Origin of the sequence: Vibrio sp. D54, assembly GCF_021728075.1 — a bacterium.
Classification (GTDB): Bacteria; Pseudomonadota; Gammaproteobacteria; order Enterobacterales; family Vibrionaceae; genus Vibrio; species Vibrio alginolyticus.
In genome coordinates this window covers 103,923-119,004 of record NZ_JAKKCS010000006.1, presented here as the reverse complement: position 1 = coordinate 119,004, position 15,082 = coordinate 103,923, and the positions used below count along the sequence as shown (strand labels likewise).

Genomic DNA, 15,082 nt, shown 5'->3' with positions numbered 1-15,082 from the left:
CCTCTGAAAATCGTTTAGAGCTTTCTCATCCGCGAGGTTCTATAAGAAATTATTAAGGATATATTTGTGTGTGATTTCGTGAAAAAAATTATTGTAGGTTTACTTTTAAGTGCTTCGTCTTTTGCTTCCTTAAGTCAATATGTTCCAGCAATGAATGATAAGAACGGTTATGTAGAACCATTTCAAATGTTTGATAATGTCTATTATGTAGGAGACAAGTGGGTCTCATCATATGCCATTGCTACAGACGACGGACTCGTTATCATTGATACGCTTGACTTCCCTTACTCTGAGTGGATACCTATCAACCTAGAGAAGCTAGGGCTAAAAGATAAGCCAATAACGCACATATTGGTAACTCATGGGCATTCTGACCACGTTGGAGGCGCCCAGTTACTTCAAGAGAAGTATGGTTCCAAAGTCGTGATGACCAAAAGCGCTCATGAACTATCTATACAGCAATCAAACAAAAGCGAAGGTGAGAACAAGTTCCTTCCTCCAAATTTAGACATAGAGATAAAAAGCGATAGCTCTATGGTTATTGGTGGACATGAGTTTAAGTTCTATCTCACACCTGGCCACACGGAAGGTGATTATTCCTTAGACTTCACTGTTGAAGATAATGGCGAACAATATCGTGCTTTTATCGTTGGTGGGCATAGCGTAAGTAGCAATGATCCAGAAGTTATTGGCCAGTTCCTGACTAGCATGGAGAAAATTAGAAAAATTTCACTACAGGCACCTATTGTGAACGTTAACCTTTCGAACCATCCACATAAAAATTTCCTTTTTGAAAATAGGAAGAAGCTCGGCACAAGCGGTAACCCGTTTATCAGTGAGGCAAACTTCTTCATGTTCCTTAAGCAACAAGAAGATTTAGCTAAGGGAAAACTAGAAGAACTATAATACCGTGGTATACGAGCAGCCTTCTTTATTAGGTTAGAGATTTGCTCTTGAGTTATAGCTAAGGCTTTAATAAGTTGCTCAATCAAGATTCGACACTTGTGGTAGCTATATTATTTGTAGGTTCTAGTGACAAAGGCGCTGTGCGTAAACATTCGTATTGTGTGCCTTACACATTTGCAAGGCGTTATGTGCTTTCTAGAAAAGTCTCAAAATAGCGTACAATTAGCGTTTTGACACAGCGGAAATCATCATGGCCAAAACTGTTCAGCAGCAAATCGGAAACATTGCTCTAGTCGTTGAAAATTACGACGATGCTATCGAATTCTATACTCAAAAACTTCAATTCACTCTGGTTGAAGATACCAACCTAGGTGGTGGTAAACGCTGGGTTCAAGTTTCTCCTCCAAACTCCAATGGTACAAACCTACTTTTAGCTCAAGCGAGTACACCGGAGCAAACGCATGCAGTAGGAAATCAAACAGGTGGTCGTGTTTTCCTGTTTCTGCAAACTAATGATTTTTGGCGTGACTACGAGTTGATGAAGAAAAATGGTGTTGTTTTTAATGAAGAGCCTCGTGTGGAAGAATACGGGACAGTGGTGGTGTTTCAAGATCTCTATGGTAATAAATGGGACTTACTGCAACTGAACTGAGAAACTACACAGCACCTGCATAACATAGTGTTCATGAGGAGTTTCCAACAAGCTTTTAAGGCCTGAGATATTAGTGCTAATTCAAAGGTTCTCAGAAGTCACTGTATTTCTAAATCACTTTTGTGCAAACAATAACTAGCCATCATTCCTTCTCGATGTATCAACAAATGTTAGGGCGGCACACCAAAAACAAAGGCGAACCAATCGGTTCGCCTTTGTTTATTTAGATTCTACAAAAATTAATCTTCGTAGTTATCGATGCTTGGGCATGAACAGATTAGGTTACGGTCACCGTATACGTTATCCACGCGATTTACCGTTGGCCAGTACTTCCAAGATTTGGTCGCTTTAGACGGGAAGCAGCCAATCTCGCGAGAGTAAGGGCGGTCCCAATCTTCAGCTGAAAGATCAACTTGTGTGTGTGGCGCGTTAACAAGTGGGTTGTTATCCAGTGGCCATTCACCGTTTTTCACTTTCTCCATTTCTTCGCGGATAGCGATCATCGCATCACAGAAGCGGTCCAGCTCTTCTAGATCTTCCGATTCCGTTGGCTCAACCATTAGCGTGCCCGCTACAGGGAACGACATAGTTGGTGCGTGGAAACCGTAGTCCATTAGACGCTTCGCGATGTCTTCTTCGCTGATACCTGTTTCTTCTTTCAGCGGACGAATGTCGATAATACATTCGTGCGCTACGCGGCCATTTTTGCCACGGTAAAGAACAGGGTAGTGTTGGCGAAGTGTTTCCATCACGTAGTTTGCGTTCAGAATTGCTACTTTTGTAGCATCTGTTAGGCCAGCTTCGCCCATCATTGCGATGTAAGCCCAAGAGATAGGCAGGATAGAAGCGCTACCCATATCTGCTGCTGATACTGCGAAATCTGCGCCTTCTACACCGTCTTCAATATGCCCTGGTAAGAAAGGAGCTAGGTGAGATTTCACACCGATAGGACCCATACCCGGACCGCCACCACCGTGCGGGATGCAGAAGGTTTTGTGTAGGTTTAGGTGAGAAACGTCTGAACCGATGAAGCCTGGTGATGTTAGACCAACCTGCGCGTTCATGTTAGCGCCGTCTAGGTAAACCTGACCACCAGCGGCATGAACCATTTCACACACTTCTTTCACTTTCTCTTCGTAAACGCCGTGCGTAGAAGGGTAAGTGATCATAATGCTTGATAGGTTGTCTTTGTGTTTCTCGATTTTCGCTGCTAGGTCGTCGATGTCGATGTTGCCTTCTTCATCACACTTAACCACAACCACTTTCATTGACACCATAGATGCTGTCGCAGGGTTAGTACCGTGCGCAGAGCTTGGGATCAAACATACGTTGCGGTGACCTTCGCCACGGCTTTCGTGGTAACGTTGAATCGCGATAAGACCTGCGTACTCACCCGATGCACCAGAGTTTGGTTGTAGTGAGAATGCGTCATAGCCAGTGATTTCACATAGCTTTTCTTTAAGGTCTTTTGCGAGTGCAGCGTAACCAGCTGCTTGTTCTGCTGGTGCGAACGGGTGGATCGAACCAAACTCAGGCCAAGTTACTGGAATCATCTCTGCTGCTGCGTTCAGCTTCATCGTACAGCTGCCCAGTGGGATCATGCCGTGCGTGAGTGAGAAGTCTTTGTTCTCTAGCTGTTTTAGGTAACGCATCATCTGTGTTTCGCTGTGGTGCGTGTTAAACACAGGGTGTGTTAGATATTCTGTTGTGCGGCGCAATGCTTCTGGAATGGCTGCAAACTCGTTGCCTGCGATTTCAGTTGATAGTGCTGCGACTTCTTCTTTCACACCGAATACTGCGAATAGGGCTTCTACATCTGCCACGGTTGTGGTTTCGTCGAAGCTCACACCTAGCTGAGTATCCAACTTACGTAGGTTGATGTCTGCGGTTAGTGCTTTCGCGTATAGGTCTTCAGTTTGTGCACCTGTGTTGATAGTGATGGTGTCGAAGAAGCTGTTGTGAGCAAGCTCGAAGCCGCCTTTAGTTAGGCCAGCGGCTAGGATGGCTGTCATGTGGTGCGTACGACGAGCAATCGTGCGTAGACCTTCTGCGCCGTGGTAAACCGCGTAGAAAGACGCCATGTTCGCTAGCAGTGCTTGAGCAGTACAGATGTTTGAAGTCGCTTTTTCACGACGGATGTGCTGTTCACGCGTTTGCATTGCCATACGCAGTGCTTGGTTACCGTTGGTATCGATAGAAACACCGATAACACGCCCAGGCATTGTACGCTTGTGCTTATCACGAGTTGCCATGAAAGCAGCGTGTGGACCGCCGTAACCCATCGGCACGCCAAAACGTTGTGCTGAACCGATTGCTACGTCTGCGCCCATTTCACCTGCAGGTTTAAGCAGGGTAGAAGCAAGAAGGTCCGTTGCTACAGTCACTAGTGTTTTGTTTGCTTGCGCTTTAGCGATGATGTCCGTTAGGTCACGAACTTCACCTGTTGTACTTGGGTATTGAACTAGTGCGCCGAACACGTCTTGCTCTGGTAGTGATTCTAAAGAACCAACCAAGACTTCAAAGCCGATGAATTTCGCACGAGTTTTTACCACTTCGATGGTTTGTGGGTGAACGTCGTCAGCAACGAAGAATACGTTGCTCTTGCTTTTACCCGCACGCTTACAAAGTGTCATCGCTTCTGCTGCTGCCGTTGCTTCATCAAGCAATGACGCGTTCGCGATTTCCATACCAGTAAGATCCATCACCATTTGTTGGTAGTTTAGAAGTGCTTCTAAACGACCTTGTGAGATCTCTGGTTGGTAAGGGGTGTAAGCAGTGTACCAGCCCGGGTTTTCCATCACGTTGCGTAGAATCACGTTCGGCGTGAAGGTGTTGTAGTAACCCTGACCAATGAATGTACGTTTAACTTGGTTCTGATCGGCGAACTTACGCATGGCTGCCAGCATGTCTGCTTCGCTTTTCGCTTCAGCCAAGCTCATTGGTTGCTCTAGGCGAATTTGTGCTGGTACGGTTTCGTCGATAAGCGAATCTAGGCTAACTGCGTTGATCGCTTCCAACATTTTCTGTTGGTCAGATTTGTTTGGTCCATTGTGGCGAGCAACGAACTCGTTTTGTGTGCTGAGGCTTTGAAGTAATTCAGTCATTGTCCTTTACCTACTCCTTGGTTCGGGTAACGGATTTGCGTTACTGATAAATTAAATTATACGTCCGAACCTAGAAAAAAAGCTGTTCTCTAAACAGGCTAGGGAACAGCTTTCGTCACATCCTAATTACTCTTCTTCGATAGAGTTTAGGTATTCGTCTGCGTCTTTCAGGTTATCTAGTTCAGATACATCAGACATCTTCACTTTTACGATCCAGCCACCTTCGTACGGCTCTTCGTTAATTAGCTCTGGGCTGTCTTCTAGTTCTTCATTGATTTCTACGATTTCACCAGTGATTGGTGCGTAGATGTCTGACGCTGCTTTTACAGATTCAACGAGAGAGAAGCTTTCACCTGCTTCAACTTCGTCTTCTACGTCTGGTAGGTCAACGAATACCACGTCACCTAGCATTTCTTGTGCATGCTCAGAAATACCAATTGTTACTGTGCCGTCACCGTTGTCACGTACCCACTCGTGGCTATCTGCAAACTTCAGTGTTTTGTCCATTGCTTAATCTCCGAATAACTTGTCAGGAATTATTATGATTTCAAAAAAATCGTTTACTGGTATAGAGGAAAGCGACTGCAAAGTTCTTTTACTTCTTTGCGAACGCGTTTTTCAACTTCTGCGTCACCTTCAGGGTTGTTCACTAAACCGTCCAGTACGTCACCAATCCAATTACCGATGAGTTTGAATTCTTCAGCGCCAAAGCCGCGGCTTGTACCCGCAGGCGTTCCTAAACGGATGCCCGATGTAATCATAGGCTTCTCTGTATCGAATGGGATGCCATTTTTGTTACATGTGATCCCAGCACGCTCTAGAGCTTCTTCTGCTTTATTGCCTTTCAACCCTTTCGGACGAAGGTCAACCAGCATTAGGTGCGTGTCTGTGCCACCAGTTACGATGTCGCAACCGCGAGTTTGCAATACTTCCGCTAGGACTTTTGCGTTATTGATCACCGAATCAATATAAGTTTTAAATTCAGGGCCAAGCGCTTCACCAAATGCGACCGCTTTGGCTGCGATAACGTGCATCAGTGGGCCACCTTGTAGGCCAGGGAATACGGCTGAGTTGATTTTCTTAATGATGTCTTCGTGGTTAGTAAGAATCATACCGCCGCGAGGGCCACGCAATGTTTTGTGTGTTGTAGTCGTAACAACGTGTGCGTGTGGCAGTGGGCTAGGGTGTGCGCCTGTTGCGATAAGACCAGCGATGTGCGCCATGTCGACCATAAGAATTGCATTTACTTCGTCTGCGATTTCACGGAATTTTGCAAAGTCGATAGTACGTGGAATAGCGCTACCACCTGCGATGATCATTTTAGGTTGGTGCTCAAGTGCAAGCTCACGAACATCTTCGTAGTTAATTTCTAGTGTTTCGCGATCAACACCGTATTGAACTGCATTAAACCATTTACCAGAAAGTGCAGGGCGTGCGCCGTGCGTCAGGTGACCACCTGCGTCTAAAGACATACCAAGAATGGTTTCACCAGGTTGAAGCAGTGCCAGCTTTACTGCGCCGTTTGCTTGTGCGCCTGAGTGTGGTTGAACGTTTGCGTATTCACAATTGAAAAGTTTTTTTGCGCGTTCGATAGCAATGGCTTCCACTGTATCTACGTGCTCACAACCACCATAGTAACGGCGACCTGGGTAACCTTCAGCGTATTTGTTTGTTAGGCACGTGCCTTGAGCTTGCATTACCGCTTTAGACACGATGTTCTCAGAAGCGATAAGTTCGATTTGTTCGTTTTGGCGAGCGGATTCCGCTTGAATTCCAGCAAAGACAGCATCATCTGTCGCAGAGAGGTTGGTAGAGAAAAAGTTTTCCAAGCTGTGGTTAGGGTAACTCTTATTCATGGTAGTTGACCTTCCAAATCTGAAAATGAACCCGCAATAGATGAGTTATGATTTGCGGTTGTGGTTCATTTGTCCTCAAAAACAGCTGAACTGCGTAGCAGAACAGAGTGAACATCCGGCCCTAAATTTGGGCAAAAACTCCGTTGGATTGCGTGTTTCCTTTACCAATCTCTTACGGAAATATGCATCTCTACATCTAACAAGTTGGTAACATAGCGCCTGTGACGGGAACAATCAACCAAAAATTTCCTATAGGAAACAAGATTTCAAAATTTGTTAACAAGAGCACGCTTTAATTCACTTGGTGGACTTCTATCCACTATGTGCTTCATGCACAATGCGAGTAAGACAAAAAATATGGATATCTATAGAGGGATTTATGGCAGAAAATATTTACGATGAATACCCATCGATGACGTTGGCAAAAGAGCAACATGACCAAAATATCGAGCCGTTAAAACTGGGCCAGCGTATTAAGGATATCCGCTCGAAACTCGGTATCACATTAGAAGAAGCGAGTCAGCGAACCGGACTTGCTCGATCTACACTGAGCAAAATAGAAAATGAGCAGATCTCCCCGACGTTTCAAGCGATGCAAAAATTGGCACTAGGCTTACAAATTGACATGCCACAACTCTTTGAGCCACCTAGAAAAAAGGTAGCGACAGGGCGCAGGGATGTTACCAAGAAGAATGAAGGTAAACCACACCCAACACAAACCTATGAACACGAACTGCTCGCGACACAACTTTCCAATAAGAAAATGATGCCGTTTAAGAGCCAAATTCGAGCTCGTAGTTTTGATGAATATAAAGACTGGGTTCGTCATGATGGCGAAGAATTTTTGCTTATCTTATCTGGTGAGGTCATGTTCTATTCTGAGTTTTACGAACCTGTTGTTTTAAGCGAGGGAGACAGCGTTTATTACGATGCAAATATGGGACATATGTTGACCAGTGTTAGCGAAGAAGATGCGCTCATTTTGTGGGTGACAGCCAAATAGTGATAAATACTTGTAAATTTCCTATAGTGAAAGCAAACGATTGCTGTTGGTGGTCGTTATGATGAAAAAGCGCTTTTTTGATGAGAACTTGCTCATTAAAGCGCTTTTTTTGTACGATTTGTTGTGATTAAAATGTTAAGAGTCACACTTTTGCAAGTCGATCTGCGTCTTGTTCGTGCAAAATAGAATGAGCCATGTTTATTATTGGAAACACATCGAATGCCGATAGCATTCTCGGGTCTATCTAAATGGAGACGAAAATGACTCAAGAACTACTGAAAACACCACTACACGCACTTCACGTTGAAGTTGGTGCCAAAATGGTCCCGTTCGCGGGTTACGATATGCCTGTTCAGTATCCTCTAGGCGTAAAGAAGGAACACTTACATACTCGTGATGCGGCAGGTCTGTTTGACGTTTCTCACATGGGACAGCTTCGCCTAATTGGTGACGGTGCAGCTGCGTTCCTAGAAACATTAGTTCCAGTGGATATTGTGGATCTTGAGTCTGGTAAACAGCGTTACGCTTTTTTCACTAATGAAGAGGGCGGCATCATGGACGACTTGATGGTGGCTAACCTAGGCGATCATCTGTTTGTGGTTGTGAACGCAGCATGTAAAGCGCAAGATATCGCACACCTACAAGCGCATTTACCATCTGGTGTTGAGCTAGAAATTATCGAAGACCGAGCTCTACTTGCAATCCAAGGCCCTAAAGCGGCGGCTGTATTGGCGCGTTTTGCACCAGAAGTTTCTGAAATGCTGTTCATGGATATTCGTAAAGTCGATATTTTAGGCGCCGAGTGCATTGTTTCTCGTAGTGGTTATACAGGCGAAGACGGTTACGAAATTTCGGTTCCTGCTGACAAAGCGGAAGAGCTAGCACGGAAACTGACTGCGGAAGATGAAGTTGAATGGATTGGCCTTGGTGCTCGTGATTCGCTTCGTCTTGAGTGTGGCCTTTGTCTATACGGTCATGACCTAGACACAACAACAACACCTGTTGAAGCGAGCTTGCTATGGGGTATCCAAAAAGTTCGTCGTATTGGTGGTGAACGTGAAGGTGGTTTCCCTGGCGCAGACATTATTCTTAAGCAGATTGAGACTAAAGATGTGGCGCGTAAGCGTGTGGGTCTAGTAGGTCAAACCAAAGCGCCAGTGCGTGAAGGTGTTGAACTGTTTGATGCTGACGGCGTTAAAATTGGCGTTGTAACCAGTGGTACGGCGGGCCCGAATGCAGGTAAGCCAGTCTCAATGGGGTATGTTCGTGCGGATTTGGCGGCGATTGGTACTGAAGTGTTCGCTGAAGTGCGTGGCAAAATGCTACCAATGACAGTTGAAAAAATGCCGTTCGTACCACAACGCTACTACCGTGGTTAAAACGAATTGAAACAAAAATGCCGAGCTTTGTAGCTCGGCATTTTTATGTCTTCTTTTCGCTTGTTTGCTTTTAGTTTACTGCTTCATCAATAGTACAGCACATATCAATAACGATATCTTCAAGCTTTTCCGGATGAATCATCTCTTCTTTTGGGATCCCAAATTGAGAGGCCATAATGGTATTAAACAATTCCCAATGCTTGATCAGCAGTTTTTCGCGATTATCTGCAATATCCGGCCATGTTTCTTGCATCATTGGCGCGAGACTGACAGCACCATGTGCGAAGATCAACATTTGCCACTTTGATTCCCACTGATCAAATTGTGCATTAGGGTTTTCGCTGTTGTACTGCTCGAAAATTCCGGTAAATATTGCAGCGAACTCATCTTTTGACTTTAAGAAATACTGCAGTAGAGCACCGTCATCGCCTTGTCGAATGGCATCGGCGATCATCTGTACTGGATGAGGATTGACGAGAGCAAATGCTAGCATGCGAACCATAAACAGATAAATTTTTCTATTCGAAGGTGTGTTCTCCGGCATTTCATTGATGAGTTCAGCCATATAGCACTGCATGAACTCGTCCATTGCATCGCTAACCGCTTGCCAGATTTTCTCTTTGCTGCCGAAGTGGTGACGGATCAAACTATGTGAAACACCAGCCTTTTCACTGATATTGCGCAGCGAGACACGCTCGTAACCAAGTTCACAAAACATATCTGCTGCCACTTTAAGGATCAGACACTTAGTTTGTTCTGCTGCTTCAGCACTTCTACGCCCCTGCTTTCTTTCATTCATAGTTCGAATTTTCCCGAATATTAATCACGCGCTTACTTTTACCAGAAACCGAACGCTTTGACTAATTAATTTGCTATCCACCTGGAAAATATGTTGATCAATTTCAAATTCTGCTTATACTGCACGGCTGTGTAATATATAAAACCTACGGAGAAAGCGGGTGCGAAAACAATATTTAAGGCGCACTTTAGTTGGCGCAGTGGTGACATTAAGTCTTTCTGGGATGCTAACTGGGTGTAATAAAGCCATTTCTGAGCCGTCTGAACCTTTAATCAAACCTGTAAAATTACTGGCGGTGAAAGACCTAGAACTTGAAGACTCGCACGCCTTTTTAGCGCGTATTGATGCAACACATCGCGCGCAGCTTTCTTTTCAGGTTGGTGGAGAGGTAGATGAATTACGTGTACGCATGGGTCAAAAGGTCCAAAAAGGTGAAGTGCTCGCAACGTTAGACCCTAAAGATCTTCAGCTTGCGTTAGATGCCGCTCAAGCGCAGTACGCGTTAGCGAAAACACAATGGGACCGCGCGAAAAACCTTTACGGAAAAAAACTCATTAGTACTGATGAGTACGATCAGAAAGAAACTCAATATAAAGCGGCATTGGCGAACTACGAACAAGCTAAAACCGATTTGAGCTATACCAAAATTCATGCACCGTTTGATGGCATTGTGTCATATACCTATGTCAACCCGTTTCAGGTAGTAGCAGAGAAGCAGGAGATCTTGAATCTCATTGATAACACGACGTTGGATGTATCTTTCACCTTGCCAGTAAGTTATGCGGAATCTGTATCACTTGAGTCACTGCAAAACTCCGATATGTGGGTGACGATGGATAGCGAGCCAGGAAAACGTATCCCTGGGCAATTTAAAGAAATTTCGACGCAGCCAAACATCGATACCAATAGTTATGAGGCGATCGTGACCATCACTCGACCAGAAGATCGCAATTTGCTGACAGGTATGACTGGGCAGGTACACATTGCTAAACAACATGTATCGGACGCGATGACGTTACCTCAGTCTGCTTGGGTCAACAAAAATGGGACGCAAGGTGAAGTTTGGGTAATGGACAGAAGCACGCAGCAGGTCAATAAAGTCACTGTGTCACTTGACGCAGCAGGTGGTGTGAAAGCCGGGCTTGATAACAATGATTACGTTGTTATTGCTGGTGTTGAGAGACTGGTTGAAGGACAAGTGGTGAAAGCTTGGGTTCGTGAGGGAGGCATTTAATGAAACGTTCTCTACTTACGATCTCTGCGATTGCACTTGCAGTTTTAACAGGGTGCAAAAATGAAAACCAAGCTATCGTCGAGCAGTCACTTTTTGTGTCGACTATCTCGGTGGATGCACCAGTACAAAGTCAACATCGCGCGTTCAAAGGCATAGTAGTGCCTGCAGAGCAAACGCCAATGGCATTTCGCCGCGCTGGGGAAGTTCAGCACGTATTGGTTAAAGCGGGTGACGTTGTGAAGCAGGGGCAAATGATCGCAAAGCTAGATGATAGCAAAGAGAAGCAAGCCGTGAATGACGCAGAAGCACAATACACACTTGCAATTCGTCAGCTTAAACGCGGTGAAGACTTGCATGCACGTCAAATGATTTCAAAAGCGGAACTTGATGAGCTAACCGCCAATAAAGAGCTAGCTGAGGCTACTTTCTATAACGCGACCAATCAATTGAATTACACCCGTTTATTCGCCCCGTTCGCCGGTAAAGTATCTGATGTTTTCAAAGAACGTTTTGAGCGTGTGGCAATTGGTGAACCCGTGTTAAACCTATACCAAAACGATTTGGTTTACGTGCGTATTGAGCTTTCCGACAATGTTTTAGCGATGGTAGACCCAAACTCAGACAGCATGAGCTACAAGCCTAGAGCAACCTTCTCCGGCATCGATGGCAGATTTGCTTTGGACTATTTAGAGCACACAAGTGAACCCAACGCTGAAACTCAAACCTACGAAATGTACTTGACGATGCCACAGCCAAAAACAGAGATATTGCCGGGAACCAGCGTAAGCGTTTTGGTCGATATGGTGAAGGCGGGCATTACCTCTATTGATGGTTACAGTGTTCCTGTCACGGCGCTTCAAGCAGGCAGTGAAGGGAATGAGTTCTTTGTGTGGAAAAAAGAAGGTGACATTGTCACACGAGTGCCTGTCATGATTTCTCAAGTGAATGGCAATGGAGCCATTGTGTCGTCAGGTGTTAGCCAGGGCGATATTCTGATTAATTCAAATCTGCGTAAATTACGCGAAGGTAAACATGTGGATGTTGTGGAGAATAACCAATAATGAACATTGCTGAGTATTCAATAAAAAACAAAGTCATCAGCTGGTTGTTCATTATTATCCTTGCTGTTGGTGGTTTAACGTCATTTTTGGAGCTTGGACGATTAGAAGACCCGGCATTTACGATCAAAGATGCCATGATCATCTCAACATACCCTGGCGCGACGTCAAAAGAAGTTGAAGAAGAGCTGACGTATCCTCTAGAAAAAGAGATTCGAAAACTCCCTTATATCGACAAAATTACCTCTACGTCTTCTAATGGTATGTCTCAAATAACGGTGAGCATGGAAATGGACTATGGTCCTGATGAACTGCCGCAAATTTGGGATGAAATGCGCCGTAAAATTAATGATTTACGACCATCATTGCCTCAAGGTGTTCAGTCTTTACAGATCATTGATGATTTCGGTGACGTTTATGGCGTGATGTTAATGCTCACTGGTGACGATTACGACTATGTAGAGCTGAAACGTTATGCGGATTACCTGACCCGTGAAATCGAGCTTGTTGATGGTGTTGGTAAGGTAGACATCACGGGCGATCAGCAAGAAATGCTATTCGTTGAGATCTCACTTGATCGCCTTGCTGCACTGAACTTAGACATGAATGTGGTTTCGAGCTTGTTGAACCAGCAAAACAATGTGGTTTCAGCAGGGGAAGTGATGGTCAATGGCGAAAGCCTTGTTATTCGCCCAAGCGGCACCTTAAACACTGTAGAAGCACTAGAAAATCTGATCATTCATGGCCGTGACACAGGAAATCTAATTCGTCTAAAAGACGTAGCAACGATTTCTCGCGGTATTCAAGAGAAGCCAAGCAACGTCGTACTCTTTAACGGTCAAAAAGCGATTAATATCGGTATCTCGTTTGCATCGGGTGTGAACGTGGTTGAGGTTGGTGAACGTTTGGATGCGGAGCTCGCGAGCCTAGAGTCTATCAAGCCTGCTGGCATCGATATGAACTACTTTTACAACCAAGCCAATGAGGTGGATGAATCTGTTAAAGCGTTTGTAATTAGTCTAGCGGAGGCAGTGGCGATCGTAATCATTGTGTTGCTGTTTACTATGGGTTTACGCAGTGGTGTCATCATTGGAGTTGTGTTGTTATTGACTGTATTTGGTACCTTCATTTTGATGAATTACAACAACATCGAACTGCATCGTATTTCTCTTGGCGCGTTAATTATTGCCTTGGGTATGCTGGTTGATAACGCGATTGTTGTCGTGGAAGGCATATTGGTTGGCTTAAAGAAAGGGCGTACCAAAGTTCAAGCGGCTGTCGATATTGTAAAGCAAACACAATGGCCTTTGCTGGGCGCAACTGTTATTGCAATTACGGCTTTTGCACCTATCGGCTTGTCGCAAGATGCGACAGGTGAGTTCATGGGCTCTCTATTCTGGGTGCTGTGTTTCTCACTATTTTTAAGCTGGATTACCGCTATTACACTGACGCCTTTCCTTGCCGATCTTTTGTTGAAAGAGGAAAACAAAGAGCAGGGTACTAGCGAAGATGATCCTTATAAAGGCTGGTTGTTTGTCGTATTTGGGGCATCGCTGAAATTTGCATTGCGATTCCGCTGGCTTACCGTTGCTGGCATGGTGGCGCTATTAGTGGGTGCTGTCGTGGCATTTGGTAATGTAAAACAGCAGTTCTTCCCACCATCGAATACGCCGATGTTCTACGTGGATATGTGGATGCCAGAGGGCACTGACATTCGCGAGACCATCAAGAAAGCGGAAGAAGTTGAAAGCTACATTCGTCAGCAAGATGATATTGACTTTGTTTCTGCTTCGATTGGGCAGGGCCTACAGCGTTTTGCTTTAACCTATCAACCAGAAAAAAGTTACGAAGCGTACGCTCAGTTCCAAGTTCGCGCGACTGATCGTGAGAAAATGTTTGGTTTGCTGCATAAGTTAGATGCGAATCTGGCGAAAACATTTGATGCGCCTACATTCCAGTTTAAATTGATGGAATTTGGTCCATCACCAGCGTCTAAGATCGAAGCGCGTATTACTGGCCCTGATCCACAAGTTTTACGTGACTTGGCGGTGCAAGTCGAAGACATCCTTCATACCGACCCTGGTGCCCGAAACATTCGTCACGATTGGCGAGAGCGCACCAAGGAACTTGTACCCGTTTTCAATGAGTCTAAAGCTCGTCGCTTAGGTATTTCGAAAGAAGATCTTTCAAGCACACTGCAAATGGCGTTTGGTGGTAGCACCTTAGGTTACTTGCGTGATGGTACACATACGTTGCCAATTATGACACGCCTTCCTGAAGAAGAACGCGTAGATTTTGAATCACTACAAAACGTGACCATTTGGAGTCCTTCGTTGCAAACGTATATTCCGGTTGATCAAGTGATTGATGGCGTTCAACTGGATTGGAGTGAGCCGCTAATTCAGCGTCGTGACCGTAAGCGTACGTTAACCGTTCTCGCGGACCATGATGTGTTGAGTGACGACACGGCAGCAAGCTTATTTGCTCGTGTACAGCCTAAAGTGATGGCATTGCATGTTCCAGAAGGATACGAAATCACATGGGGTGGTGAGTACGAATCATCCAAAGATGCACAAGAAGGCCTATTCGGTTCATTGCCGATGGGTTACTTGTTGATGTTCATTATTACTATTTTACTGTTTAACTCAATCAAAAAGCCGTTGGTCATTTGGTTCACCGTTCCGTTAGCGATCATTGGCGTTGCTTTTGGTTTGCTTACCACGAACATGCCGTTCAGTTTTACAGCATTCCTTGGTTTGTTAAGCCTAAGTGGCATGATTTTGAAAAACGGTATTGTGTTGCTTGACCAAATTAACCTTGAGTTGGAGTCAGGTAAAGATCCTTACCTCGCGATTGTCGATAGTGCGATAAGCCGCGTTCGTCCGGTAAGTATGGCTGCCCTAACAACTATCTTGGGGATGATTCCACTGGTCTTCGACGCCTTCTTTGGCTCGATGGCAATAACGATTATGGCAGGTCTTGGTTTTGCTACTGTACTGACACTGATAGTGGTGCCAGTGATGTTTGCAATTCTGTTTAGGGTAAAACCGACCACTGCATAGGGACTCCTGGCTATTTGCCAGCTTCCTGC

At 45.0% G+C, this 15,082-nt stretch carries 11 protein-coding genes; 7 read left to right on the top strand and 4 right to left on the bottom strand.

The annotated features are described in order from the left end of the window. Positions 1-78: 78 nt before the first annotated feature. On the top strand, positions 79-906 hold the full coding sequence (locus L3V37_RS10620; RefSeq protein WP_213960945.1) for an MBL fold metallo-hydrolase: 828 nt from the start codon (positions 79-81) through the stop codon (positions 904-906). 250 nt (positions 907-1,156) lie between these two features. Continuing rightward, positions 1,157-1,558: a VOC family protein gene (locus tag L3V37_RS10615; protein WP_005388788.1), complete on the top strand. Its 402-nt coding sequence runs from the start codon at positions 1,157-1,159 to the stop codon at positions 1,556-1,558. Positions 1,559-1,797: 239 nt separating this feature from the next. Here the strand turns inward: L3V37_RS10615 and gcvP are convergent, their stop codons facing one another. From gcvP to L3V37_RS10600, 3 genes are all read right to left on the bottom strand, one after another. Next, positions 1,798-4,662 (bottom strand): aminomethyl-transferring glycine dehydrogenase, encoded by a 2,865-nt coding sequence (gene gcvP, locus L3V37_RS10610; RefSeq protein WP_053349136.1) that lies wholly within the window; start codon positions 4,660-4,662, stop codon positions 1,798-1,800. 126 nt (positions 4,663-4,788) lie between these two features. After that, positions 4,789-5,169 (bottom strand): glycine cleavage system protein GcvH, encoded by a 381-nt coding sequence (gene gcvH / locus L3V37_RS10605; protein WP_005376432.1) that lies wholly within the window; start codon positions 5,167-5,169, stop codon positions 4,789-4,791. Between the two features lie 53 nt (positions 5,170-5,222). Next, positions 5,223-6,518, bottom strand: coding sequence for a serine hydroxymethyltransferase (locus tag L3V37_RS10600; RefSeq protein ID WP_237306282.1), 1,296 nt, complete (start codon positions 6,516-6,518; stop codon positions 5,223-5,225). 379 nt (positions 6,519-6,897) lie between these two features. On the opposite strand from L3V37_RS10600, the gene L3V37_RS10595 reads away from it, so the two are divergent. Both L3V37_RS10595 and gcvT read left to right on the top strand, forming a co-directional pair. Next, complete coding sequence (locus tag L3V37_RS10595; RefSeq protein ID WP_237306281.1) at positions 6,898-7,521, top strand: helix-turn-helix domain-containing protein; 624 nt, start codon at positions 6,898-6,900, stop codon at positions 7,519-7,521. 260 nt (positions 7,522-7,781) lie between these two features. Then, the gene (gene gcvT / locus L3V37_RS10590; RefSeq protein ID WP_017820967.1) at positions 7,782-8,900 is read left to right on the top strand and encodes a glycine cleavage system aminomethyltransferase GcvT; all 1,119 of its coding nucleotides are present in this window, start codon (positions 7,782-7,784) and stop codon (positions 8,898-8,900) included. Between the two features lie 70 nt (positions 8,901-8,970). On the opposite strand, the gene vdeR is transcribed toward gcvT, so the two are convergent. Then, positions 8,971-9,699, bottom strand: coding sequence for an efflux transporter transcriptional repressor VdeR (gene vdeR, locus L3V37_RS10585; RefSeq protein WP_005376423.1), 729 nt, complete (start codon positions 9,697-9,699; stop codon positions 8,971-8,973). A gap of 160 nt (positions 9,700-9,859) precedes the next feature. Between vdeR and L3V37_RS10580 the strand changes: the two genes are divergently transcribed. From L3V37_RS10580 to L3V37_RS10570, 3 genes are read left to right on the top strand one after another with little or no spacing between them, the layout of a single operon-like run. Then, positions 9,860-10,933, top strand: coding sequence for an efflux RND transporter periplasmic adaptor subunit (locus tag L3V37_RS10580; protein WP_031778922.1), 1,074 nt, complete (start codon positions 9,860-9,862; stop codon positions 10,931-10,933). Beyond that, entirely contained in the window at positions 10,933-11,994 is a 1,062-nt protein-coding gene (locus L3V37_RS10575) for an efflux RND transporter periplasmic adaptor subunit (protein WP_062730998.1), read from the top strand. The genes L3V37_RS10580 and L3V37_RS10575 overlap by 1 nt, the downstream gene beginning before the upstream one ends. Then, complete coding sequence (locus L3V37_RS10570; RefSeq protein ID WP_005386052.1) at positions 11,994-15,053, top strand: efflux RND transporter permease subunit; 3,060 nt, start codon at positions 11,994-11,996, stop codon at positions 15,051-15,053. Before L3V37_RS10575 ends, L3V37_RS10570 begins: the two co-directional genes overlap by 1 nt. Positions 15,054-15,082 lie beyond the last annotated feature (29 nt).